Source organism: Pedobacter gandavensis (assembly GCF_014172405.1).
Taxonomy (GTDB): Bacteria; Bacteroidota; Bacteroidia; order Sphingobacteriales; family Sphingobacteriaceae; genus Pedobacter; species Pedobacter gandavensis.
The window spans coordinates 13739-40463 of sequence record NZ_WNXC01000005.1 but is presented as its reverse complement, the minus strand read 5'-3'; the positions used below and the strand labels follow the sequence as shown (position 1 = coordinate 40463).

The 26725-nt window shown below is 40.4% G+C and carries 21 protein-coding genes; 14 read left to right on the top strand and 7 right to left on the bottom strand.

Features of this window, described 5'->3' with window-relative positions; all coding sequences use genetic code 11:
- Window positions 1–115 precede the first annotated feature (115 nt).
- The 3 genes from GM920_RS14350 to GM920_RS14340 form a co-directional block, all read right to left on the bottom strand.
- Entirely contained in the window at window positions 116–1267 is a 1152-nt protein-coding gene (locus GM920_RS14350) for a hypothetical protein (RefSeq protein WP_182958600.1), read from the bottom strand.
- Between the two features lie 64 nt (window positions 1268–1331).
- A complete protein-coding gene (locus GM920_RS14345; RefSeq protein ID WP_182958597.1) occupies window positions 1332–1979 on the bottom strand; it encodes a hypothetical protein in 648 nt (215 codons plus the stop codon).
- Between the two features lie 50 nt (window positions 1980–2029).
- Window positions 2030–2581: an RNA polymerase sigma-70 factor gene (locus GM920_RS14340; RefSeq protein WP_182958595.1), complete on the bottom strand. Its 552-nt coding sequence runs from the start codon at window positions 2579–2581 to the stop codon at window positions 2030–2032.
- A gap of 220 nt (window positions 2582–2801) precedes the next feature.
- Here GM920_RS14340 and GM920_RS14335 point away from each other — a divergent pair, with 220 nt between their 5' ends.
- The 12 genes from GM920_RS14335 (at window position 2802) to GM920_RS14280 (ending at window position 19133) form a co-directional block, all read left to right on the top strand.
- Window positions 2802–4283, top strand: coding sequence for a gluconokinase (locus GM920_RS14335; RefSeq protein WP_182958592.1), 1482 nt, complete (start codon window positions 2802–2804; stop codon window positions 4281–4283).
- 135 nt (window positions 4284–4418) lie between these two features.
- Entirely contained in the window at window positions 4419–5666 is a 1248-nt protein-coding gene (locus GM920_RS14330; RefSeq protein WP_182958590.1) for an efflux RND transporter periplasmic adaptor subunit, read from the top strand.
- Window positions 5667–5671: 5 nt separating this feature from the next.
- Window positions 5672–7225 carry a TolC family protein gene (locus GM920_RS14325; protein WP_182958587.1) on the top strand — a complete coding sequence of 518 codons (1554 nt, stop codon included), beginning with the start codon at window positions 5672–5674 and terminating at the stop codon, window positions 7223–7225.
- Between the two features lie 11 nt (window positions 7226–7236).
- Window positions 7237–7902 carry an ABC transporter ATP-binding protein gene (locus tag GM920_RS14320; RefSeq protein ID WP_182958585.1) on the top strand — a complete coding sequence of 222 codons (666 nt, stop codon included), beginning with the start codon at window positions 7237–7239 and terminating at the stop codon, window positions 7900–7902.
- Between the two features lie 11 nt (window positions 7903–7913).
- Window positions 7914–9155 carry an ABC transporter permease gene (locus GM920_RS14315; protein ID WP_182958582.1) on the top strand — a complete coding sequence of 414 codons (1242 nt, stop codon included), beginning with the start codon at window positions 7914–7916 and terminating at the stop codon, window positions 9153–9155.
- A gap of 11 nt (window positions 9156–9166) precedes the next feature.
- A complete protein-coding gene (locus GM920_RS14310) occupies window positions 9167–10336 on the top strand; it encodes an ABC transporter permease (protein WP_182958580.1) in 1170 nt (389 codons plus the stop codon).
- Window positions 10337–10371: 35 nt separating this feature from the next.
- Window positions 10372–11760, top strand: coding sequence for a sigma-54-dependent transcriptional regulator (locus tag GM920_RS14305; protein WP_182958577.1), 1389 nt, complete (start codon window positions 10372–10374; stop codon window positions 11758–11760).
- A complete protein-coding gene (locus tag GM920_RS14300) occupies window positions 11744–13042 on the top strand; it encodes a sensor histidine kinase (protein ID WP_182958575.1) in 1299 nt (432 codons plus the stop codon). Before GM920_RS14305 ends, GM920_RS14300 begins: the two co-directional genes overlap by 17 nt.
- 335 nt (window positions 13043–13377) lie before the next feature.
- On the top strand, window positions 13378–16464 hold the full coding sequence (locus GM920_RS14295) for a SusC/RagA family TonB-linked outer membrane protein (RefSeq protein ID WP_182958572.1): 3087 nt from the start codon (window positions 13378–13380) through the stop codon (window positions 16462–16464).
- Between the two features lie 19 nt (window positions 16465–16483).
- On the top strand, window positions 16484–17989 hold the full coding sequence (locus tag GM920_RS14290; RefSeq protein WP_202986120.1) for a RagB/SusD family nutrient uptake outer membrane protein: 1506 nt from the start codon (window positions 16484–16486) through the stop codon (window positions 17987–17989).
- A gap of 86 nt (window positions 17990–18075) precedes the next feature.
- The gene (locus GM920_RS14285) at window positions 18076–18639 is read left to right on the top strand and encodes a thiamine pyrophosphokinase (protein WP_182958569.1); all 564 of its coding nucleotides are present in this window, start codon (window positions 18076–18078) and stop codon (window positions 18637–18639) included.
- Window positions 18636–19133 carry a GNAT family N-acetyltransferase gene (locus GM920_RS14280; RefSeq protein ID WP_182958566.1) on the top strand — a complete coding sequence of 166 codons (498 nt, stop codon included), beginning with the start codon at window positions 18636–18638 and terminating at the stop codon, window positions 19131–19133. Before GM920_RS14285 ends, GM920_RS14280 begins: the two co-directional genes overlap by 4 nt.
- Window positions 19134–19152: 19 nt before the next feature.
- Here the strand turns inward: GM920_RS14280 and GM920_RS14275 are convergent, their stop codons facing one another.
- The 3 genes from GM920_RS14275 to GM920_RS14265 all read right to left on the bottom strand — a co-directional run bounded on the left by GM920_RS14275 (window position 19153) and on the right by GM920_RS14265 (window position 25012).
- Complete coding sequence (locus tag GM920_RS14275; protein WP_182958564.1) at window positions 19153–22494, bottom strand: S41 family peptidase; 3342 nt, start codon at window positions 22492–22494, stop codon at window positions 19153–19155.
- A 16-nt stretch (window positions 22495–22510) separates the two neighbouring features.
- Window positions 22511–23818 (bottom strand): M20/M25/M40 family metallo-hydrolase, encoded by a 1308-nt coding sequence (locus GM920_RS14270; RefSeq protein ID WP_182958561.1) that lies wholly within the window; start codon window positions 23816–23818, stop codon window positions 22511–22513.
- A gap of 96 nt (window positions 23819–23914) precedes the next feature.
- The gene (locus GM920_RS14265; RefSeq protein ID WP_182958558.1) at window positions 23915–25012 is read right to left on the bottom strand and encodes a DUF4407 domain-containing protein; all 1098 of its coding nucleotides are present in this window, start codon (window positions 25010–25012) and stop codon (window positions 23915–23917) included.
- Window positions 25013–25182: 170 nt separating this feature from the next.
- Between GM920_RS14265 and GM920_RS14260 the strand changes: the two genes are divergently transcribed.
- Together GM920_RS14260 and GM920_RS14255 are read left to right on the top strand one after the other, a co-directional pair.
- Window positions 25183–25500: a rhodanese-like domain-containing protein gene (locus GM920_RS14260; RefSeq protein ID WP_182959209.1), complete on the top strand. Its 318-nt coding sequence runs from the start codon at window positions 25183–25185 to the stop codon at window positions 25498–25500.
- A gap of 3 nt (window positions 25501–25503) precedes the next feature.
- Window positions 25504–25710 carry a DUF6358 family protein gene (locus tag GM920_RS14255; RefSeq protein ID WP_182958556.1) on the top strand — a complete coding sequence of 69 codons (207 nt, stop codon included), beginning with the start codon at window positions 25504–25506 and terminating at the stop codon, window positions 25708–25710.
- Here the strand turns inward: GM920_RS14255 and GM920_RS14250 are convergent.
- Window positions 25679–26725 (bottom strand): dipeptide epimerase, encoded by a 1047-nt coding sequence (locus tag GM920_RS14250; protein WP_202986118.1) that lies wholly within the window; start codon window positions 26723–26725, stop codon window positions 25679–25681. The two genes, GM920_RS14255 and GM920_RS14250, sit on opposite strands and share 32 nt — an antisense overlap.

The following is a 26725-nucleotide window of genomic DNA, read 5'->3' as shown; positions in this document are numbered from 1 at the left end:
TCTTTAGGGTTTGGGTCATACAGGTACGAACTGTATGGCCCTCTATATACTAATTAGCATAAGTCGGACTTTTCCCCTACGCTATTTAGAATATTTTTAAATAAGCTTGTGTTGTTTATTTTTCTAACCTGCTTATGCGTACTACAGCGCCTTTAATCAGCACTCCTTTTTTTAGCGTTGCAGCTTTGCGGTTATATTGCCAGATCTGGCTTTTGCCGTCTTGTTGGTAGACAGAGATATAGGCGAAATCTTCATCCCATATCGTATTAAAGATCCAATCGAGTTGGACGTCAGGAAGGTTCAGTTGGGTTTTCTTTTGATGTTTCAGGTCTAAGACCACATAATTGGCCACCCTGTTGATCATATAATTTTCAAAACTATGGACTTTGTCCAGCTGTACCACACTGCTGATGGCCAGGCCATCTCCAATGTCATGTAGGGTATAGGCTTCTTCCTGAATACCATCGGCAACTTTAAAATTATAGGATGGATCAAAATTATTCTTTTCGGTGTCAATTTTTAAGATAGCAGATGCTGTGCCTTTGCGATTTCCTGTTCTTCCTCCGGGTTGGCCTAAAACATAGATGTTGTCCTGGTAAACCAGCGAATTTGGTGCTAAAATAGCATAGGAACCCGGCCAGGTAGTTCGATGATCCTGTGCGGTATTTTCTAATGTTAAATCCGGGTAGTTAAATTGCGCCAGATACATGGTATCATCGCAAGGTACAATATGCTCCCTCATCATTCCTTTCTGAAAAGTATAGCTGACAAATAATTTATCTTTGATGAACTGTCCCGAAACACCGACGTAGTTGTTATCGGCACTGGTTTCTGGAACGTTTAACAGACCTTTTCGATTGATTTTCATGGCATCCAGGTCTATCTCCAGGTAATTGAATTTATGGTTGTTAACGGTTCCGATCAGGATGGTATGTGCATCAATCCAATTTACCCAGGACATATAAGGTTCCCAGGGGATGTCTTTCATGGAGATCATACTGAGCGCTTTGATTCCTTTTTCATCCACCTGATAGCAAACAAAAGATTTTTGCTCCTGATCCATCACAAAATACCTCGAATCTTTTTGAGCCAGAATAAATCCATTAAAGTTTACTTCCGTACGGGGCCCGATTTCTTTGGGATCCATTAAAGAGTTGAGCCGCGTCAAATGAACCTTGTTCTCCAGGCTGTCATAACTGATCAACCCGTATTTATAGCTGGGTTCTTTAGTATTCTGCTGACAAGCCAACAAAAATAAAAGCGCCAAAAAGAGGAGTGAAATATTTAAGCGATGTTGTTGGGTTAAGGGAAGGAATTTCACCAGTTTAAAATTAAAGATCGAATTGTTGTTGCATATTCATGGCCAGGGCAGGAGGGATCTCATTCATACTTTGTTTATCTACCATGATAATCTCTTCAAATTTAAAGTTTAGGTAGCTTAAAAAGTAAGAATGTCCTTTGCGAAGGCACATTTTTTTGAATTCGTCCTTATTGTTTTGGACAATGATGTGTTGATCTTCTGAAGAACGGTTGCTCAGCATCACCGATCCTAAAAAATGAAGATTGATGTTCGCGCTACTCTGCTGGTTTAAGCTCGCCTGACTATTCTTTGCCAGGTGTACAATAATGCCGTTGAAGTTGTTTTCTGATTGCGCAGATTGATCCTCATACCTATAAACCTGTGTCTGTTGTAAATTTGGACCAGTATGAAATAAGAATGAAAGGTATAAAACACAAAGTAAACTAGCTGCAATACCAACACCGATGGTTAGCGTTCTTGTGCGAGTATCCCGAACGCGCTGCTGCTCATTTTTCTGTAGAATTTTAGCCAGAATACTATTTTTTATAGGCTCGGCCTGCTGATCCAGTTCTTCCAGATCAGTTTCTATGGCATCACCTTCCATCCAGGATAGGTACAATTCCCATTCCGCATCGGATGCTTTGCCAGATAAACACTTCTTTAATAGATCAGGATTCATGGCTTAGTTTTATATATATTATCAAATGAACTGGTTTTCCCCTATGCATGTTATGTTCTTGGATATTTTTTAAGACCATTGCGCAGAAATGATAAGGCTTTTGTCAATTGATTCTCTACTGTTTTTTCAGAAATGGAAAGGCCTAAGGCGATTTCCTTGTTGTTTAGTCCGCTCTCGCGACTTAAATTATAAATGTCCTTACATCTTTCCGGTAATAAGACCACCAGCTTTTCGATATCTTGCTTTAAAAAATGATATAGGACTTGTTTCTCCGTATGGTGGTTCAAGGAAACCGGTTGTTCTTTCAGCTCGTTGAGCTTACCGGTTTTTCTGATTTCATCTTTGTACATCCTCGCAATTTTAAATCGTACTGCCCTGACCAGGTAATTTTCAACGGTGTCCCGCTGTAATACCAAGGTATCTTTTCGTTGCCATAAGGAGGTGAATAATTCTTGAACTACTTCTTCCGCTTCAAAGCGATCTCCAAGATATTTTAAAGCAATCTGGTATAACTTTTTCCAATAGCATTCATACAACTGAAAAAAAGTATTTTCATCAATTGTAATAGAGTCGTTGGAATGATGTGAGTTTGATGCTGACAAAATATTAAGAATGCCTGCAAATATAGATTTATTTATAATCGATCCAAATAGCTTTAGGATTAAGATTTGGACAAAGCGTTGCAGCTTGTAAATTATTCTTTCTATTTTGTTTATCTCGATCTTGTCGCGTTAAGGAAAAAATAGACCTTGGGATTTTCTGAGGTAGTGATTAATCCAATATAAATAGGAAACAGCAGGTTTAATTTAAAATAAGAGCAACATGAAATATATTCTGGGAATAGACATTGGAACGGGGAGTACTAAAGCGGTGGCCTTAAACCTTAATTATGAACCTATCGATTCGGTTCAGCACCATTATCCTTCATTTTCAACTTTACCAGGATATAATGAACAAGATCCGATATTAATCTGGGAAGCTTTTAAGCAATGTATTTCGGAAATGAAGGAACGTATGGGTGCTGTTCCGGAAGGTATCGGATTAAGTGCTGCGATGCACAGTTTAATTAGTGTGGATGAAACAGGCAATGCATTAGCTCCAATGATAACCTGGGCAGATTCGAGAAGTTCGGAGATCGCGCAACGCATCTTTGAATCTGCAGCTGGAATGGAACTCTACCACCAAACAGGAACGCCAATTCATGCCATGTCTCCACTGTGTAAGCTAATTTGGTGGCGGGAGCATGAACCAGAACTATTTCAACGCAGCCATAAATTTATCTCTATTAAAGAGTACATCTGGTACCGATTGTTTAAAGAGTTTAAAATTGACCATTCTATTGCTTCTTGTACTGGTTTATTTGATTGGAAAGCTTTAACCTGGAGTAAAGAAGCCCTATTGCTAGCCGGAATTACTGGAGTACATTTATCGGAACCTGTAAGTACCAGTTATCAAAAGAAAGATCAGGAGGGGGTTACTTTTGTGATCGGAGCGAGTGATGGGTGTTTAGCAAACCTGGGTACTGACGCCAATGAGAAAGGAAAAGCTGCATTGACAATTGGGACGAGTGGCGCAGTGCGGATTTCAAGTCCGAAGCCGATTTTTAATGCAGCAGCGATGACATTTAGCTATCTCCTGGATGAGCAAACATTTATTTGCGGTGGTCCGGTTAATAATGGGGGCATCGCCTTGCAATGGTTGTTAAAAAATGTGCTGGGTAAAAAGGAATTATCCTCGGCAGATTATTCGGAACTATTTGATCAGATTAAGACCACAATGGCTGGGAGTAAAGGCTTGATTTTTCTTCCATACCTCAGCGGGGAACGTGCACCAATATGGGATTCCGAAAGCTGCGGAACATTTTTCGGCCTTAAACTTCAGCACGATCAAAGTCATTTATCGAGGGCTGTGCTCGAAGGAATTTGCTATGCTTTAAATGAAGTGTTGATCGCTCTGGAATCACCAACAGCAGAAATATTACAACTCCAGGTTAGTGGTGGTTTTGTACATGCCAGGATCTGGATGGAAATCCTGGCCGATATTACTGGAAAAGAGGTGGTGTTGGTACAAACCGAAGATGCTTCTGCAATTGGAGCGGCTTATTTAGCTGTTAAAACTATCGGTTTAGCTGCGGAATATCCCAGGCCCGCTGGAGAAGCGCAATGTATTCAACCCAATCCGAAACATCATGAAATTTACAGAGAACTGTTTAGCATTTATCGGCAGTTGTATCCGGGTCTTAAAGGGAGCATGCATCAGCTGGAGCGTTTTAACAGTCAACAGGAACAAAAAATGGGAAGCTAAATCGCTCAATTTGTTTGATATAGAACTTCTTGTCCGATATCGAACGCTTTTTCTTTCAAGATAATATTTAATGCGTTGAATTTTAGTGATTTAACTGTGGCATGTCCTTTGGAAAGCCCTGTTAAAAGAAATTCAATGGACAGAAATATCGAACAAGCAGTTTCATCAGGTAAAAAGAAGAAGCTTTTGTTGTACTTACTGATAGGAATTGTGTTACTCGTTGCGGGCATTTTTGGTTTGCGCAGGATCTTCAATACGACGCTTTACGCTTCAGAAATCACCACTTCAGTTGTAGATCGTGGCAACATAGAAAATACCATTAATGCATCCGGTGAAGTGTTACCGGAATTTGAAGAAGTAATCAGTAGTCCGATCGCAGCATCCATTCAGAAAGTATTATTGGATGGAGGAAGCAAGATCCAGGCTGGGCAATCCATTCTGACCTTAGATAAGTCTGCGGCACAGATGGATTTTGAGAAATTGAAGTTCCAGTTGGAGTCCAAGAAGAATGACATCCGCAAAATTAAGCTGGATCTGGATAAAAGTTTCTACGACATCAAGTCGAACAATGACATCAAGCAGCTGCGGATCAATAGCCTCAAAGCTTCAGTTGACAATACGAAACGTTTATTAAAAGCCGGAGGCGGTACTCGTGAAGATGTAGAACAGGCTGAATTGAACCTGAAAGTTGCGCAATTGGAAAAGCAGCAGCTGGAAAACGAGATCAATAGCAAGCAACAGAGTATGCGCTTGCAAATGAGAGAAGTGGAGTTGGCGGCAAATATTCAACAAAATGACCTGGATGTACTGCAAAGGAAATTGCAACAGGCAGATATTACCGCGAGTAGAAACGGCGTGGTGACCTGGGTCAATAAAAACATTGGCGCTGCGGTACAGCCGGGAGAAGTCTTGGCCAGAATTGCAGACCTATCCAGCTTTAAAGTAAAAGGAACAATTTCGGATCAGAACGTAAGTCTTTTGAAAAATGGAATGACTGCGATTATCCGCATTGGAGAGAACCAGGTGCGGGGTAAGGTGGTGAATATTTATCCTGCAATTCAAAATGCAACGGTATCTTTTGATATTAAACCAGACAGTAGTCACCATAAACTCTTCAGACCGAATTTAAAGGCAGATGTTTTCCTGGTTACTGACGAACACCAGCAGGTGCTGAGGGTAAGTAATGGCCCTGCATTTCTGGGTACACCTTCCCAGTCGATCTTTGTGTTAAAGGATGGGGTGGCGATAAAAAAGAACGTACAGATCGGCCTGAGTAATTTTGATTTTGTGGAGTTGAAAGATCAGGTAAAAGAAGGGGATGTGGTCATTACTTCCGACATGCATTCTTTTAAAAACAGCAATCAAATCACCATAAAGAAATAAGACAGATGAATATTAAATCGATCTCTTTCTTTATTGGCGCTTTTTGTATCGCATCTTTTTCATTTGATCAGGCTGGGGCACAAACCATACGATTTGCACAAGTTCCACAACCGACAGCAGCTAGGCAGTCGAAAATAACGGTACAGTCCGAACCACTCCAGCAATCTGCAGATACCCTACGACTGGAATTAAAGGAGGTGGTTGCGATGGCAAAGGATCAATCTATTGCTTCAAAACAGGCCGCAACCTTAAAAGAAACGCGGTATTGGGAATGGATGACCTATAAATCCAATTATCAACCGCAACTCTCCTTAAAAGGAATCTTGCCGGGATATAGTAAATCTTCTATATCGGTTCAGCAACCTGATGGAACGATTGATTTCCGTTCGGTTCACAATAATAATTCTTCGCTGGACTTGTCCTTTAGTCAGCGGATTTCACAAACCGGAGGTACGGTTTACGGAAGCACGTCCTTGCAACGGTTTGATGACTTTGACCGTAATAACACGCTTTATAATGGTGCTCCTTATAGTGTAGGCTTGATTCAGCCACTTTTCCAGTTTAATTCTTTAAAATGGGACCGTAGGATAGAGCCGTTAAAATACAATGAAAGTCAGCAGGCCTATATTGAAACCATGGAACAGATTTCCATCAATGCCAGTGCCTACTTTTTTGATCTGTTGCTTGCTCAGGTAGATTTACAAATTGCAGAAACGAATTTGAATAATACCACTGCCATCCAGAAAATTGCGGATACTAAATTTGAAATGGGTAAAGTTTCCAAAAATGAGATTCTCCAATTACAATTGGAAGCATTAAAAGCGGAGAAAGCCGTAGGGATCGCAAAGCGTGATATGGAAGTGGCTACTTATAATCTTAAAGCCTATACGGGTTTACAAAACACGGATAAAATCAAGCTTTCCCTCCCTAAATCTACAGTAGAGATGAAAGTGGTAACGGAAAAAGCCTTGACAGAAGCTTTTCAAAATCGCTCAGATGCCATCGCCTTTGGGAGAAAGTTGGAGGAGGCCAAGCGTGATGTAGCGAAAGCAAAAGGAGACAATGGGATCAATGCCACCTTAAATGCAAACCTTGGTTTTGCAAAAAGCGGAAGAAGCATAGGTAGTGTTTATCAAAACCCTAAAGACCAGCAATTGCTGGAACTGGCCATAGAAATTCCTATTCTGGATTGGGGGCGACAAAAATCAAGAAGAAAAACGGCTTTGGCCAACCAACAGTTTACGCAATATGCAGTGGCTCAGGACAAACAGAATTTTACACAAAAGATCATCACGGAAGTCAACTTATTTGAAATGATGAAAGGGCAGTTGTTATTAAATGCCCGGGCGGAGCAAATTGCCTCCGAAAAATACCAGATCGCTAAAGAGCGCTATGTATTGGGAAATCTGAGCATCACAGACCTGAGTATCGCTTTCCAGGAAAACGATCAGGCAAAACGAGATTATATCAATTCTTTACGTGATTTTTGGGGCGCCTATTACCAGTTGCGTTACTTGTCACTTTTCGATTTTGAGAAGAATGAGAAAATAAAACTATAACCTATATCGATATGATACAACTAAAAAATATTGAAAAAGTATACAGGACCGATACTGTAGAAACGCAGGCTTTAAATAGCATCAGCCTTCGGGTGGCTAAGGGAGAATTTTTATCCATTATGGGTCCTTCTGGCTGTGGGAAAAGTACTTTGCTCAACATCATGGGCTTGTTGGATGCACCTTCAAAAGGAGATATCCTGATTGATAACCAGCAAACCCTATCCTTGAATGACCGTAAACTGGCGAATTTCAGGAACAATAAAATTGGCTTTATTTTCCAGAGTTATCATTTGATCAATGATTTGCAGGTGGTCGATAATGTGGAACTGCCATTGTTGTACAGGAATTCAAGTGCCAAAGAAAGAAGGGAGCTGGCAACAGCAGCGCTGGAAAAGGTAGGGCTGAGCAATAGGATTCATCATTTTCCAACACAGTTATCAGGTGGGCAAAAACAAAGGGTGGCCATTGCCAGAGCCATTGTTGGCAGGCCCGAAATTATTTTGGCCGATGAGCCTACGGGAAACCTGGATAGTGCGATGGGCAATGAGATCATGAACATTCTTCTAGAATTGAACCGTGTGGATGGCACCACCATTGTGATGGTGACGCATGATCCGAATATGGCGCAGCGTACGCACCGGTTACTTCGTTTATTTGATGGTTCACAAGTTCAATAGGGGAGATAGCTATGTTTAAGAATTACTTTAAAATTGCTATTGCAGTACTGAAAAGAAGGAAGTTTTTCACCTTTATCAGCTTATTTGGGATCAGCTTTACGCTAACCATCCTTATGGTGTTGACTTCTTTTATAGAGGTCATGTTGAGTCCCAACTATCCGGATGTAAACCGCGACCGGGAATTGTTTATCACCAGGGTGGAGCTGCGGTCTAGTAAGGAGGATTACACGATGATGGGGGCTTTGAATTTTTATTTGGTGAATAATTTCATTGCTAAAATGAAAACACCGGAGAAAATCGCGATGCATTCCAACAGGAGCACGACGAATGCTTATCCGAACAATAAGAAATTATCTGTCGACCTGATGTATACGAATCTTGCTTTCTGGGAGGTTTACCAGTTCAAATTTTTGATGGGTAAACCTTTTTCTGAACAACAATTGAAAAACGCGGAACAAGTGGTCGTTATTTCGGAAGATTTGGGGAATAATTATTTTGGAGAAGGGGTTTCTGCTTTAGGAAAAGAGATTGAGTTTAACAATTTAAGATACAAGGTAATTGGTGTCGTTAAAACAGCACCCGCTACGGTGTTTTATGCTGCCTCAGACATTTACCTCCCCTATACCCTGGATGTTTCCACTTCAGGGGGAACGTCCTTAATGGGAAGTTATCTGGTGACGCTATTGGCCAAGTCTGCTGATGATTTACCTGTAATGCAGGAAGAATATCAGCAATTGCTCAAAAGAGTTCCGCATCCGGAGGAGAATGAAGAATTATTGTTTAGCTATGCAGACACTTACCTGGAAAGCTTTACCCGTTATGTATTGGGTAAAGGTGTAGCTTCTGGAAGAGATCAGTTTTTTCTTATCCTGAGCGCGGTGATCTTTGTTTTTTTACTGCTTCCAACGGTAAATCTGATGAATATTAATGTGAGTAGAATTATGGAAAGATCCTCGGAAATTGGGGTCAGAAAAGCCTTTGGTGCCTCCAGCAGGACTCTTGTTGGTCAGTTCCTGGTCGAGAATCTGATCTTGACGCTGCTTGGTGGTTTGATGGGTTTGTTTATGGCAATGGCCACCATCAGTATCCTCAATTCCAGCGGCCTGATCGCCAATCTGGACTTGAAAATTAATTTCATTGTCGTGTGTTATAGCCTGTTGGCCTGTCTGGTTTTCGGACTGATGTCTGGTGTATATCCCGCATGGAGAATGTCGAAACTAAATGTAGTTACCGCTTTAAAAGCCAATAATTAAAATATAAGAATATGTTAAAGCATTTATTCAAATTGATCTGGAATAAAAAGAAGGAAAATTTCCTGCTCATTTCAGAGATTCTGATCTCCTTTATGGTCATTTTTGCGGTATTTACCTTGTTGGTTTACAATTATCAAAATTATGCAGTACCTAAAGGCTTCGAGGAAGAAAACGTCTGGTCTGTGGATCTTGGCGAGCTGAATGTCAGTAAAAACAAAGATTCTGTAGGCGTCCTGCATGAGAATCTAAGAAATGTTCTTAAAAATTTACCTGAGGTAAAGGCGATCAGTTATGCCAGTGCCAATGTTCCTTTTTCAAATAGCATGTTTACCTCAGGCACGGGTTATAAGGGAATAAGGATCAATGTTGATGTAAATAGGGTCGAGGATGACTATAAACAGGTACTAGGACTCAGCTTGCTTTCCGGAAGATGGTTTTCTCCGGAGGACAATGGCCTTGCAAAGTCAACGGTGATCCTTAATGAGGAGGCTAAAGAGCGATTATTTGGCAAGGAGGATGCAATTGGGAAAATGATTTCCGATGGATCGTCCAAGGTGATTGGCGTCATTCAGAATCTGAAAGATAAAAGTGACTTTAAAGCGCCAATGCCAGCAATTTATACCAGAATTGACACCGGTAAGATTAATCAGATGAATCAAATCCTTGTTCGGGTAGCGCCAGGAACGACTGCCGCATTTGAAGGGAAAATGTATAAAATGATTGCTTCCACGATTAAAAGTACGAATCTGGAGATCAAGCACCTGTCGGATATGAAAGCGGAGAAAAACAAGGAAACGATCATTCCCATGATCATCTTCTTCATTGTAACCGGTTTTTTAATTATCAATGTGGCGCTGGGTATTTTCGGAGTATTGTGGTACAATATCAATAAAAGAAGGGCTGAAATTGGTTTGAGAAGGGCGATTGGCGCCACGTCATCAGCTGTTTCTACACAGCTATTAGGTGAAGCATTGGTGATCGCTACTTTTTCTTTAATCATTGGGTCTTTCTTTGCCGTACAGTTTCCATTGATGAAAGTTTTCGATTTACCGACCTCAGTTTACCTATTGGCGCAGTTTTTTGCCATCCTATTTATTTACCTGTTGGTGGTTATTTGTGCATTGTATCCAGGAAAACAAGCCGCAGCAATTTATCCTGCTGTTGCATTACATGAAGAATAAAGATATTTTTGACTAGCCTTACCAATATTTAGCCGATGATCCTGATAATTGATGATGATATAGCCGTTCGTACTTCGCTGATGCTTTTACTAACGCAAAAAGACTACCAGGTCACTGCCGTAGCCAATGCTGCGGAGGGAATCGCTACGCTGAAAAAAGAGGCAATTTCCTTGGTTATTCTGGATCTCAACTTCTCAATTGATACATCTGGTAAGGAAGGAATGGCTTTGTTGAAAGAAATTAGAGCAATCGATGCGCGTTTGCCAGTGGTATTGATCACTGGTTGGGCGAGCATCGATCTGGCCGTTCAAGGTATGAAACTCGGTGCAAATGACTTCATCAATAAACCCTGGAGTAATGAACACCTGTTGCAATCTATAAAAACACTGATCAGCTTAAAGGATCAGGAAAGGCAACAAGAACAACTGAAGTCTACGACCAGTAGGAAGGCTTTAGACAAAGAATATGATTTTCAGGCCATCGTTGGAGCTGATCCACAAATGTTGGAACTGTTGGAAATTGCTGGTAGAGTAGCTAAAACAGATGCTTCAGTATTAATCACCGGAGAAAGTGGGACTGGAAAAGAACTGATCGCAGAAGCAGTTCACCAAAATAGCCTGCGTAAAAACAGGGCCTTTGTTAAAGTGAATCTGGGTGGAATTTCCACTTCTTTGTTTGAAAGTGAAATGTTCGGCCATGTGAGGGGTGCTTTTACTGATGCAAGAAATGACAGGATTGGTAGGTTTGAGATGGCCAACAAGGGGACAATCTTTTTGGATGAAATCGGTGACCTGGATGCGAGTAGTCAGGTGAAATTGCTGCGGGTATTACAAGATCGTAGTTATGAGGTGTTGGGAAATAGCCGCACAAAGACAGTAGATGTGCGTGTGATTTGTGCCACCAATAAAAACCTGGCAGAAATGGTGGAAAAAGGATTGTTCAGAGAGGATCTGTTGTATCGAATTAATCTGATTACCCTCAAACTGCCTCCATTAAGAGAGCGAGCGAAAGATATTCCATTGTTGTTAAACTTTATGATGGATAATTTAAGAAAGCTTTATGACCGCCCGGATTTACAGGTAAGCGCTGAGGCCGTCAAATGGTTGAAACAACTGCCTTTGCCAGGAAATATCCGGCAATTAAAAAATATGGTAGAAAGATCTGTTTTAATTAGCAGAACAAATCTGCTGGAGATCGCCGACTTTAGTACACAGCTGGAAAAAACACCAATAGTACAAGCGACAAAAATCCCTGACGTGGGCGCGATGACCTTAGAAGAAACGGAAATTTTAATGATTAAGCGCGCTTTACAATTTCATCAGAACCGCATTTCTAAAGCTGCATTGGCCTTAGGGCTTACCAGAAGTGCTTTGTACCGCCGACTGGAAAAATTTAACATTCCTTGCGATGAAACTTCGGACTAAATACCTTTTGTTCGTATGCATTTTACATACGATCGCCCTGCTTTTAAGCTATTTTGTTTTCGAAAAGAATAAGCTTTATTTCCTGGTTGCGGAGGGGCTGATCCTCATTTCTGTGGTGATCTCCTGGCAATTGTACAATCAAATGATCCGTCCGCTAAACTTATTGGTTCAGGGGGCTGATGCAATCAGAGATGAAGATTTTACCATTAAGTTCGTGAAAACGGGGACTTATGAAATGGATCAATTGATTGAGGTGTATAATCAAATGATTGATCAATTGAGAAAAGAAAGAACAGTACAGCAACAACAACACTTCTTTTTGGATAAGCTTATTGATCATTCTCCTGTGGGTATCATTATCCTGGACCATGACCATAGAATTCAGATGGTCAATCCGGTTGCTAAAAAAATATTACATGCCATCCCAATTGAAGGATGGTTGTTAAAAGACATCTCACATTCCATTATTGACGAGGTCAGGATGCTGATCAAGGAAAAGAAACGATCTGTTACACTGAAGGGAGGAGCCGAATCTTATAAAATTCAGGTATCTGAGTTTATAGATCAGGGATTTTCCAGGAACTTTGTCATCATTCAGGAATTGACTACCGAACTCCTAGTAGCAGAGAAGCAAGGTTATGGTAAGGTGATCCGTATGATGGCCCATGAGGTAAACAATACCATAGGCCCGGTGAATTCCATTCTGGACTCTGCGATGCTGATGGAAAAGGATCGTAATGAGAATAGTGCCTTGGCGAATGCGCTTCAGATAGCCATAGACCGGAATTACAACCTCAACAAATTTATGCGTAACCTCGCAGATCTGGTACGCTTACCCGAGCCAGACAAAAAGTACATGGATCTCCATGAATTAATTTATTCGGTCGCGACCTTATGGTCTGAAGCTGCCAAAGAGAAAAATATCAGCTTTGAATTTAAGCTGCATCAGGTGCCATTGATCATTTTCGCAGACCAGCTACAGCTGGAACAGGTCTTGATCAATATCGTTAAAAACGCCATTGAAGCGATTGGTGATAACCCGCAGGGAATCATCACCTTTGTGACGGAAAATCATCCCAAAAGACTCCGTATTATAGACAATGGAAAGGGGATTTCAGCGGCTGCGGCTCCTTTCTTATTTAGTCCGTTTTTTAGCACAAAAGGTGATGGACAAGGCATCGGACTAACCTTAATCAAAGATGTGCTCCTGAAGCATGAGTATCCTTTTTATCTCGCTGATAATGAGATGACAGGAGCAGAATTTTCTATAAACGTTTTATAAAGTACAAAAACTGCCTTCATTGCATTTAAACATTACGCAAACGTTTGATATTTCCCTGCCTAAAAGCGGTAAAATCGGAAAATCGCGTTGTTTTATCCCTGATTCAAAACACTTTATTGGGTCTTTTTAAGATAAAGGCAAATTTTTGTTTTAAATCTAACGAAATCACTTCTCGTTTTTAAAGTTGATGCAAGTAAATATCAAACGTTTGCGTGAATTTAATGAGCTTTCTGTCGGGAGCATGCTCCTTTAAGTCTCTAAATTCGAATTCTTAAAAATGTCTAACGCCAATGTTGGGCAAATCAGACAAATAACTTATTTAATCAGAATAATTCATGACCAAGAATTACAACTTATTTAATTGGATTCCTTATTTCAGGAAATCCTTAATGACCTTAATCCTGATAGCACTATCTGTGTTTACAGGGATGAGTCAGACCACAGGTGTCAAGACTGGAACAGTGGTTGACGAAACCGGATTGCCTTTACCAGGGGTTTCCGTGAAAATCAAAAATGCAGCTGGCGGTACCATGACAGATAACGATGGGAAATTCAGCATCAAGACTGATGATAAATCAGCACTTCTGTTTTCCTATATGGGGTACGATACTCAGGAAATCGGCGCTGGGGCAAAAAATCCCATCAAAGTTAGCTTGAAACCAACTGATAACTTAATGAATGAGGTGGTGGTAGTTGGTTATGTAACCAAAAACAAATCGCAATTGGTGAGTTCTGTATCGACAGTTTCTGCAAAGAAATTATTGGATGTAACGAGTAACAGTACTTCTGCGATGTTACAGGGTAAAGCTTCCGGCGTAAACGTAAGTGTTCCTTCAGGACAACCGGGTGCCTCAACAAGCATTCGTATTCGTGGTACAGGTACATTGAGTTCAGGATCTGAACCATTAATGGTGGTAGATGGTGTGATTGGTGGAACTGCAAACCCACGTGATATCGAATCGATAAGTATCCTGAAAGATGCAGCCGCAACAGGCCTTTATGGTTCAAGAGCAGCAAATGGTGTCATTGTAATTACCACTAAACAAGGTAAAGCAGGTAAAACTAAAATTGACTATAGTGGCGCTTTTGGTTTAAATACTGCTTCAGAAGGAAACTTTAAAGTGATGAATGGACAGCAGTTACGTGATTATAGTGCTTACATGTATACCAATGATTATACTGGAAAACGTGCAGCATTCATCAAAGAATTGCAGAAAACAATTCCTAATCCAACACAACAACAGATTGATGACTTTCTGGCAAGCAAGGATCTAGCACTAACTCTTCCGGGTTATTTAGCAGGATTTATGCCAGTTGAGCCAGGTAATACAGATTGGAGAGATTTAGCTTTCAGACAAGGAATTACCAATAACCAGGCATTGAGTATTTCTGGTGGTGACGAGAAAACGAAATTTTATGTTGGAGCCAACTATTATGATGAGCAAGGTACTTTAGTAAATACAGACTATAAGAGCTTTAACTTCCGTACTAACCTGGAGCATAAAATCAATGATCGTTTTAAAGTAACGGCAAGACTTAATGCTGGTTTTACTAAAACAAACAACGATCCAAGTGGTGCTTTAGATCAGTCTTATACCAATATGCCATGGGACAACCCATATAATGCAGATGGTTCTCCAAAATATGTGGATGCCAATAGCCAATGGTATGGTAGAGATAAAAGTAATTTCTTGTATGTAAGTCAATATAACAGAGATAACTCCCGTGGACAAAATCTTTCGGCAGATGTTAAATTGGAATATAAAGTAACGGATTGGTTGAATTTTGCCACTTCTAACCGTTATACAGTAACCAATTCACGTGCTGAAAGATTGATTGATCCGCGTACACCAGCAGGAAAAGCGAATAGAGGAGAGCTGTACAATGGTTACGGTTACACCAACTCTTTCATTACTTCTAACTTGTTCAATGCAGCACATTCTTTCGGTAAGCATAACCTATCGGGTATTGCCGGATTTGAATATCAGCAAAACTATGTGGACGGACTTAATGGTACAGGAACAGGAATCCTTCCTGATCTAAGTTCAATGGATGCTACTGCGATTGCCAAAGGTCTTTCGGGTAACAGATCAATGAGCAGATTCGTTTCTGAGCTGTTTATGGGAGACTATAACTATGATAACCGTTATTTTGCGACAGTATCCATGAGAAATGACGGATCTTCGAAATTCGGTGCGAATAGCAGATATGGTTTATTCTACTCTTTTGGAGCTGGATGGAACATTGCCAATGAAAAATTCTTCGAATCTAAAGTCATCAATACCTTAAAATTACGTGGTAGTTATGGAGTAACAGGAAATACACCTGGTGGGGATTATGCCCATTTGGATCTTTACCTGGCCAATGTACAGTATGGTGGTATTCCGGGAGCATTCCCTCGTAGTTTGCCAAACCCGAATTTAACTTGGGAAACGCCTACAACGATCAATGCAGGTTTGGATATCAGCTTTTTTAACAGAATTGATTTGAGCATTGATGCCTACCAACGTACCAATAAAGACTTAATTCTTGATGTACCATTGCCTTCAGAAACTGGTTTCTATTTTTCTACGGAGAATATCGGATCAGTAAGAAACAAGGGTATTGATATAGAATTGAATACTAAAAACTTAACTGGTGAATTCAAATGGAATACCTCATTTAATATCGGTATCAACAAAAACAAAGTATTGGGCCTTTACAGAGGTCAGGCTATCGAAAGAGGATACCAAAGAGTAGCTGTTGGTCGCGACCTGAATTCATGGTACATGGAAGAATGGGCTGGGGTAGATCCAAAGAACGGAGATCCACTATGGTACATGACAAAAACAGATGCTAATGGTGTAGCGTCCAGAGTAACCACAAACAACCTAGATAATGCAGACAGACAGTTTGTAGGTACTTCAACGCCTGATTTTATCGGTGGTATAGGGAATGAGTTCTCTTACAAAAACTTTAGCCTGAATGCTTTCTTCAACTTTGTTTCCGGAGGTACTGTGTACAATTCTGCACGCGAACTTTTTGATGCAGATGGTGCATATCCTCAATACAACAGCATGATCTTGAAAAGTGGATGGAGCCGTTGGGAGAATCCAGGTGATATTGCTACACACCCAAAAGCAGTAGCGAATGGCAATAGAAACTCTAACAAAAGAAGTTCAAGATACCTGGAAGATGGTTCTTACATCAGATTACGTAACATAACTTTAGGTTATACTTTATCTGATAAAGTAACCGAAAAGTTAAAGCTGTCTAACGTTCGCTTCTTTGTAAGCGGAGACAACCTAATTACGCTAACTAAATTCTCTGGAATGGACCCTGAGGTTTCATTGGTTTCAGAAGGGAACAATGCTGTTGGCGTGAGTGGTACTAAATACCCAATCAGTAAGAAGGTGTTATTTGGTGTAAATGTTAGTTTCTAAAACTATTTTAAAGAGAACAATGATGATGAAAAAATATAAATTGGCTGTAGCGGTATTATTGACACTGACTGCTTCATCCTGCAAAGAAGACCTGGATTTAAAACCTTATAATGCCTTAACGACAGAGCAGATTGTAAACACTGTTGAAGGTCTGACTGCTGCAACGATCGGTACTTATAATTATATCAAAGATCCTTATTACACGCGTAATTACCACATGCTTTCTGAGTATGCAAGTGATAACGTATCCTTAAGCGGGACTACTACTGATGATCTATTCTATGCTTACAACTACCGTCACCTAAAAAGTCAGGGTAATACAGAAATGATCTGGCGTAAGGGTTATCAGGCAATCTATGGTACCAACGTGGTGATTGAAAAAGCTACTAGAGGCGATAACGCAGTAATGAATCAATTGCTTGGTGAAAACTATTTCCTGAGAGCAATGATCCATTTTGATTTGGTGAGGTTCTTCGGTCGCCCATATACAGACGACAATGGAGAATCTTTAGGTATCGTGATCAAAACAAATAGTGATGTTAAAGAGCGAGGTTCACGTGCGAAAGTGAAAGACGTTTATGCAGTAGTGATTAGCGATTTGTTAGAATCGATTAAATTGATGGGCAGCACTAAATCTAATATTTATGCTTCAAAAGAAGTAGCAATGGCGCTTTTAAGTCGAGTTTATCTATATATGGGCGACTATGATAATGCGTATAAATATGCAGATGAAGTGATTAAATCAAATAGATATGCCTTGGTGAGTTCTGCAAATCTTGGAAGTTACTTTACGGTAGCTCCTGGTGGTGACAGTAAACTTCAGGAAACCATCTTCGCCATTAAACATGAATTAAAAGATGACCGTGGTGATGATTCTATTGGATCTATGTACTTTACTTCGGGTGGTATGGGTTACGGAGAGATGTATGCTTCTGAAAGTTATAGAAACCTGTTGGATAAATTCCCTAATGATTTGCGTCATGCTTTTGTTCGTCCTAATTACGAAAAAGATGCCGATGGAAATGTGAAGTTGGATGCCAATGGTAAGCCAATTCTGGCAAAACGTAACGGATACCCAATTTACTATGTGATGAAGTATTCTTATCAGGATGGTGTGGAAACATTAAGTTCTCCGGTGATATTGCGTCTTGCAGAAATGTACCTGACCAGAGCTGAGGTTTCTGCCAAAAGAGGGAATACTAATGATGCTTTATCAGATGTGAACATCATCAGAGAACGTGCTGGCTTAAAAGGTTTGGAATTGTTTTCTGCCTCAAATATGATGGGATATACCAATGTATTGGATGTGGTGTTGGATGAAAGAAGATTGGAACTTGCTTTTGAAGCACAACGTAAATTCGATGTGTTCAGAAATAAACAGACCATGGTTAGAAACTATCCTGGAACACATTTACCTTCAGGTCAAGTTACTCAAGAGATTCCTTATACTTCTCCTCGTGTAATTTATTACATTCCTCAAAGTGAATTGACTGCGAATCCTAATCTGGTTCAGAATCCAGAATAGTAATATCAATAATATTGAATAAATTAGGAAGGCCGGTTTTTACCGGCCTTCCTTTGTTTTAAGGGTTTTTACAATATATTTGTTTTATGTCATCACATCACATCGTTAGAGAAAAACAAGAACCAGCCTTATATATTCATGATTTAGGTGAGTTTAATGAAGAATACCTGGGTCAGCTATTGGAGTGGAGCCCTACATTAATCGTCAATGCGGCGCTTTATGAGAAAATGATTAGCCTCGGCCTAAAAGTAGACCTTGTAGTGAACCCTGTAGACCAGGAGTTTTCTCAAGAAAATACGAAAGTCATTCCTGCCAAAGGGGAAGCACTGGACGCCGTATTGGATTACCTGATTAAGGAAAAATATTCTGCAGTCAATGTGATTGATACCAAAGCGAAGCTAAGGGAATTGGGAAGTTATATTGATGAAATCAACATCGTCGTATTCACCGCAACGGAGAAAGCATACGCGATAAAGTCTGGATTCTCGGTATGGAAACCGAAAGACAGTATTTTCCATATTGAAGTTCTTTCCTATTTTGAAACCAGTAACCTGAAACAAAATGAAAATGAGGATTTCGTGGTGATCAATGATGGCTTCGTTACTTTCGATTTTAATAGTGCTTATCTGTTTATCAGCGAAAAACTATGATCCTGCTTAGAAGAGGAAAAGAGAAAGATTTAAGTTCCATCCAGGAGATTGCAAAAATCACTTGGGGGCCTACCTATAGTGGCATCATCAGTGCTGAGCAAATCGATTATATGTTGGAAAAGATGTATAATAAAGGCGTTCTGTTAGATCAGCTATTGGAAGGTTATGTTTTCCTGATTGCAGAAGTTGAGGGGAAAGACGTAGGATTTGCTTCTTATTCAAAATTAGAAAATAGCGATGACGCCTATAAGTTACATAAGCTTTATGTGTTGCCGGAAGTCCATGGGAAGGGGGTTGGTAAACTCCTGATCAATGAGGTGTTTGATAAGGTAAAAGAAGCAGGCGGAAAAAGCCTGGAATTAAATGTGAATCGTGAGAATAAATCGACGGAATTTTATAAAAATGCCGGATTTAAAATAAAAGAAACCGTTAACCTGGAAATTGGCAACGGTTTCTTTATGAATGATTATGTGATGGAAAAGACCATCGAATAAAGCGATGGTCTTTTCTAACCTAATGTCCGCGTATTGGGTCTTTAGGTTTGCTTACATTCGGATATTTATAAGTTTTCATTTCGTCTTGTAGCACTTTAATCGTGCGATCCAATTGAGGGTCTCTGCCTTCCAGTAAATCTTTAGGTGTTTGTTCCACGAAATGATCCGGTGCTACACCTTCGTTTTCGATGATCCATTTTCCGTCAGTATCATAAACACCGAAGTTAGGAGAGGTGATGCTTCCACCATCCAGCAACCTTGGATAACCGCTGATTCCAACCAGGATACCCATGGTGGTACGTCCAACTAGTTTACCCAGACCTTTCTTCCTAAACATATAAGGCATCATATCACCTCCAGAACCTGCATTCTCATTGATCAACATTGCTTTTGGACCAAAGATGCCGTTGCCTGGAGTTGTGAAACTTTTTCCATCTCTGATGGCCCAGTAACTCATTAATTCACGGCTCAATAAGTCGATTACGTAATCTGCAACCCAACCTCCACCGTTGTTTCTTTCGTCCATCAATAAGGCTTTTTTATCCATTTGTGAGAAATAATACCTGTTGAAATAAGTGTAGCCATCAGGACCGGTATTTGGCATATACACATAAGCGATTTTACCATCACTAAGTTTATCAACCCTTTTGCGGTTGTTCTCCATCCAATCCATTTTCCTCAACTCGAACTCTTGTCCGGCAGCCACGGGCACAACAACCACTTCTCTTGCGCCATCCAAACTCGGCTTACTGTTCACTTTGATTGCGACTTGTTTGCCTACTTTGAAATCAAAAAGGCTATAAATAGAAGTCTTTGCAGTTAAAGGGACTCCTTCTACAGCCACGATATAATCACCTTCTTTGATGTTTAAGCCTGGTTCCGCAAGTGGAGCTTTAAAGGTTGGATTCCAATCTAATCGGGTGAAAATCTTTTTGATCTTATAAAGTCCATTGTCTATTTCATAGTCTGCACCCAACATGCCTACAGAGACTGAAGGTGCGTTAGGCTCATCACCAGGATAAATATAGTTGTGTCCAACTACCATCTCGCCCATCATCTCATTGAAAACATAGGAAAGATCAGAGCGGTGATTTACATAAGGAAGGAATTTTTCATATTTCACTTTCATTGCCGGCCAATCGGTGCCATGCATGTTTTCTACATAGAAGAAATCTTTCTCCATGTTCCAAACTTCATCAAACATCTGTTTCCACTCTGCGGTAGGATCGACCAATACTTTGATGCCCTCTAGTTTTAGCTTTCCGCTTTCTGAACTAGCGGGTTTTTTACCTGCGTCAACGATGTAGTAATTACCTCGGGAGCCGTAAAGCATAGACTTTCCATCGGAACTTACGCTCAGACTGGAAAGACCAGAAATCAACGTGCTGGTTTCCATTTTTTTCAAATCCAGGGAACCTAGCTCCCCATTTCTAAAATAAAGTAACTGTCCGTCTACGCCACCATCAAGACCTTGAAGTCCGCTGGAAGGTATAGGCAGTGAAATAATTCTGCCACTCAAATCAGCAAGGTCTACCTCTATGGTTTTCTTTACTGCTGGCGTAGCAGGTTTCTCTTCGTCCTTTCCTTTTTTATCTTTTTCTTTCTTGTCTTTTTTAGAATCTTCTTTCTTAGGCTCTTCTTTTTTCTTTGCCGGCGTATCTTCTGATTTGATTACCTCTTCATCACTTTCCGTTTTGTAAAGAGAAGGTGTTTTTTTAGAAAGGATCAAAGCATAGGCGTTGTAATTTACCGGGCGCTGATAAGCAGACATGTGTAATCCACTATTGGTTAAGCCAACATCCGTACTCGCCAGGAAGAATAAATATTTGCCATCTCTACTGAAACTCGGACCATTAACATCGCTCATCCCATCAGTTACCTGCGTATGACTTTCCGTATCCAGATTGTATAAATACGCAGCACTTACCGCATTTGGCAAGGTAGCTACATAAGAAATCCATTTAGAATCCGGCGACCAGGTTGGCTGTAGTGCACTAAAAGACCTGCCAGTAGTAGAACCTTGGGTATCTGCTTTCACCAATATCGGTTTGCGATTATTGATGTCGATGTAAAATAAGTTCAGGTGGGCATCACCATAATATAGTTTCTTGCTATCTGGCGACCATACCGGCTGGTAATAGAATGGCGTTTTACCTAGTGGAATATAAATTGGCGCTTCTTTCGTTGCCTGATTCAGGAGTACCAGTTGATAACTACCGTTCTTGTCGGACAAGTAAGAGATATATTTCCCATCTGGCGACCATGCCGGGAATTTTTCATAGCTTCCAGGTGAGTTTGATAAGTTTCTGGCATCACCTTTTTCTTTAGGTACGGAATAAATCTCCCCGCGACTTTCAAACAAAGCCCTAACTCCTGTAGGAGAGATTTCTGAATTGCGGATGTCACTAGCCATATCAATGTAATGCGGCCTTTTGTAAGGTGCATCTGCCTGAATACTGATCGCTACACTGCGCACTTTGTTGTTTGCGGTTTCTAAAATATGCGCTTTGCCAGCCTGTTCAAAGGCAATAACACCAGGACCAATACTCAATGTTTTAATATCGTAGTCCTTGAAATTCGTCAGCTTTTCCGTCTTTTTACTTTTCACATCATAGCTGAACAAATTCATAGTCAGATCCCTGTCGGATAAGAAATAAACCTTGTTACCAACCCATTGTGGTTTCACATTGTTGGATCCTGGTCCGGGAATGATTTCTATGTCTTTTGTCTGGGTATCAAAAATCCAGATTTGTGGCATTCCACCACCACGATAGCGTTTAAATGCTACGTTGGAGCGTTCTGTAGGATCGGTGTTTTTGATGTAAGCCCAGTATCTTTTGTCAGCAGATGGGGTACCTTGAGTTGCTTCTGGCATTGGTAATGCTTTTTCAGCGCTGCCGTCGATATTGATCTGGTGCATCCTCGGACTTAAAGCAAACTGAAAATCTCGGGTAGATGTAAAATACAACTGGTTGTTGTCTAGCCATCCCCTTAACATATCTGCAGCAGGATGAAAAGTGACTCTTTTTGGGTCGCCGCCTTCCACTGGGATCACATATATATCGGTGTTTCCATCGTAGTTTCCAGTAAAGGCAATTTGTTTTCCGTCAGGAGAGAACAAAGGGTTTTGCTCCACCGCTGGGTTTACAGTTAGTCGCCTTGGATTACTTCCATCTTTGTCGGAAATCCAGATATCGCCACCGTAAACAAAAGCCAAATTATTAGCACTTACAGCAGGGCTGCGGACTAAAAGGGTTTCTTGTTTTTGCGCAAGAGTAGGGAGGGTTAAGCCCAGGCTCATCGAGACCGATAGTGCAGCAGCAGCAAGAAATGATAGTTTGTTAGGTTTAAGAAAGGTCATAAAAATATAACTATAGTTAATTACTCAATTTCGGAATTCTGGTTGGAGTGTCTGTACCTTTAATAATGCTGTTGGCACTTTTTGCAATCCCTTTGATCGTAGATAAAATGTTGTCTACATCCAGGGTCTCAAACTCATCTTTTACGGTATGGTAGTATTTATCACTGTCAATCTGATCTGTACTGATCGTATGTGCAGGAACTCCCAACGCGGCTAAAGTGGCGTTGTCACTTCTGTAAAATAAGTTTTGTTGTGGATATGGATCTGGATGGAAAGTAAATTCTGTGCCTTCCAAATTTTTCTGTAAAATCTTTCCAAAGTCTGACTTATCATAACCAGTGATAAAGGCCGTGTTTTTACCAAATTTGCTGTCCTTACCAATCATCTCAATGTTGAACATGGCAACTACTTCATCAGGATTTAGCTTTTCAGAGAAATGTTTTGCTCCAAAACCGCCGATTTCTTCTGCTGTAAAGGCCACAAAGATGAGCGTGCGCTCGTTGTTATTTAGTTTTTTGTAGTATTTCGCAAGGGCAATCACAGCAGTGGTTCCAGAAGCGTCATCATCTGCACCGTTTGCAATGCTGTCTGTATCTCCGGATTTAATAATCCCCAAATGGTCATAGTGACCAGAGAAAACAACAAACTCCTTTGCTTTTGATTTCCCAGGAATCACTCCGGCCACATTAAATAAGGTCAGTGTTTCCAGTTTATTTTTTAAGTTGACTCTAAAATCTTTAGCTACGGTATCCACACCAAGTACAAGAACAAAAGCAGTACTGCCATTATCTGATTTTTTCTCATCAAGTTCTGCACCCTGCGCTAAATACTCACGGATTCTTTTGAAAACATCTGCAAATTTCGGATCAACTAAAACCAATTGCTTTTTGTTTTCTTTAGTCAATGCCCTCAGCTGAGCGTTGAAAGGTTTTGCTGGATCAAGTTTGATCCAGCCAGCACTATTGCTTTGATCGAATACCTGTGTTTCCGCAGTATTACCGTAGACAAGGATGTTCTCGGCAGGGATATCTTTGCCATCAATACTTACTTGTGTGCTGACAGGTTTTAGCTTTTTCTTGGTGAAGGTTTGTCGGTAGCCATTTCCCTCCAAAGGTTTCAATCCAATGCTTTTAAATTCAGCGGCAATAAAATTTGCGGCCTTATCAATGCCAGGAGAGTAGGTTGCACGGCCTTCCATTTCATCGCTGCTCAGTGTTTTGATTAGGCGCTCTACGTAAGGTCTGGTAATGATCTTATCAATGTCTTGCGCAAATGCTTGTTGCGCCAGGAACACGACTAGTAAGGTGTAAATGGTTTTTTTCATCAGAATAATTGTTTTTTTATGGGTTAGCGTTGATGATTTATACTGTTTCAGGCAGTAATTTTTAAGGATTCATTATGTTGGCGGCCAGGTAGAATGTTATTCTTCCTGTGAAGGATGAAGTAATTGCCTTTTTCTACGTTCGATTTCGGTCTCGATCCGCGTCTCCTGTATGCCATCCATGACGGCAATTTCATAATCTTTATCCCGATCAGAAGCGTAAACTTGTACAGCCTCCAGGTTTTTTATTGAATGGTCGTAAGGGCCGCGATCGCTCATCAGCTTCACAAATACAGGAAGGCATTCAAAGAAGATAAAAAGAAGGCCAATGAAAGTGACTGCAAGAGAAGTATTCACATCTCTGGTGCCATCGGTATTGAAGCTCAATTGGCCCAATGCCCAGTTCCTATCTGCAAAGCCGGCAATATTACTTAGGCTGTCTAACTGCTTTCCAGTATAAAGTTTCTCCGTCATCAGTCCATCAAATTGTTTTCTTCCGTCAACGAATTTTTCCAATGCCCGGACATCCGCGGTTAGCGTGTCCAAATTTTGCTCTCTTTGTTTCAACTCCGCTTCTTTCCTTTTCGCATAAGGACCATACCCCATTACCCCGGAAGTTTCCAATGTTTTATTACCAAAGATTTCAAAGTTTAACTTTTGACGATCTTCCTTAATGGCGTTGGATAAAGAATCGCGCTCCGCTTTGGCTTCATTAAGCTTTCCAATTTCGATCTTATACTTATTCCCAAAAGAAGCATTTAAGGTGTCGATCTTGGAGCGCTGGTTATTCAGGTAACTGACTTTTAACCGCTCTTTAATTTCTTTATCAAATATTTTCAATTCTAAAGGACGGGAAATCACCAGTCCAATCATAATGGCCAGTAAAATCCTTGGTGTTGCTTGTAAGATTTGCTTATTGGTACTTGCACTCTTATTGATACTCGCTACAATGTAACGGTCCATATTAAAAATTGCCAGTCCCCAGATTAAGCCAAAAAATACCGCAAAAAGTACGGCGGCTGCATCTCCTTTAAAAACGAAATACATGGCATAGCCACCAGATAGTGCGGCAAAAAGACCTGTAAAGAAAATGGTTGCGCCTATTCCCAGGTATTTATTGTGTTCAGTGGGGTGTTTCTCGAGTGTGGAAATATGCGCCCCCGAGCAAAACCAGAAGAAACGAGATATAGAATTCATGATGTAAAATACAAAGTTACTAAAGACCGTCTATTAAACGCCTAGCTCACCTAGTTGTTACAGTAATTTGCTCGAAATGATCCCATTATCTTCATCTAAATGTGATTTTGTGGTTTTTTTGCCCTTAATATTTTGATCATTGCTTATCTTTGAAAAAAGCTAAAAATATGATAAAGGAAATAACCGTTCAGGAACTAAAAGAAAAGATCGACAATAAAGAAGACTTCCAATTGATTGATGTGAGGGAAACTTTCGAATATGAAGCCTCGAATCTTGGTGGTTTGAACATCCCTTTAGGTGGTATCTTAATTGAAGCAGATCAGATTGCTACAGATAAACCAGTAATCATTCAATGCAGAAGTGGTAAAAGAAGTGCAGCTGCAGTGATGCAGTTAGAAGCAATGAATGGATTAACCAATTTATATAACCTTAAAGGTGGTATCGTTGCTTGGAAAGAAGCCTTCGATCCTAGCATGCCTGTTTACTAAATCATGGGAAAGAAAATAGCATTAAACGTATTTTACAACCTGGGTCTTATCATTTCCATCTTTGGTGGAACCTGGGGTTTCAACAATAAACAATACCTGGCCATGGCCCTTTTTGTGGCTACGGGTATTTTTTTCCTTTATGTAAAGCTGCAACTAATGAAAGAGATGCGCGCTACACTTAAGAAAAAGGAAGCTGAATTGAAGGGCTAATTCCTTCTAGACCTAATCCAGCTAAATTTTTTAACTGATATCTCCCCGCAACAATTTGCGGGGCATCAAAAGGATTGTTCCTGGTTAACCAGGGACCATCCAAATCAGCCCAGTCACATAAGGGAGCAAGGGACATTCCAGCCTGTGTTGCACAAGAGGTTTCACTCATGCAGCCAATCAATACCTTCATGCCAAAAGAGCGTGCCTTTTTGATCATCAGAGCAGCCTCATACATTCCTGCACTTTTCATTAGTTTTACGTTTATGCCATGATAGGCGCCTCTCAAGGCATCCATATCACTTAGCCGCTGTACAGCTTCATCCGCCAGAATAGGAATAGGACTCCTTCCAGTTAACCAGGCATTACCATCTAAGTCTGACTTGTCCATCGGCTGCTCAATGAGTACAGCACCTTGGTCATGTAGCCAGTAAATCATGTCAATAGCTTGTTTTTTGTTATTCCAGCCCTGATTGGCATCGATGTATAAGGGTACATCCGTTAAGCTGCGTATGGTTTGGATCAGCTCTTTATCATTGTCTCGACCTAACTTTACTTTTAGAATGCTAAATTTTTTAGCATCCAATACTTTTTCCCTGATCACATCTGGTTCATCGATACCAATGGTATAAGAAGCAAGGGGCATTTTTGTTGGGTCGGCACCATAAATTTCATAACATGGCTTCTCTAAAAGCTTTCCGTTTAAGTCATTTAATGCGATGTCAATGGCTGCTTTTATAGCGGTATTACCCGTGTCAATATGGTCTAAATAGGCACTGATTTCCTCAAAGTTGAAGGGAAATGAAAAGCGATTCCAGTCTACCTTTTTTAAAAAAGTAGTCGCCGTTGCTATACTCTCGCCCAGATAAGGAACCATAGAGGCTTCCCCATATCCAACCTGATTATCATGTCCAAGTTTTAAGAGTATCACAGGCGTACTGGTTCTCGAAAATTTAGCAATAGTAAAAGGATGTTTTAACTCAAGGTTGTAGGATGTATAGGCGACCTGTATGGACAT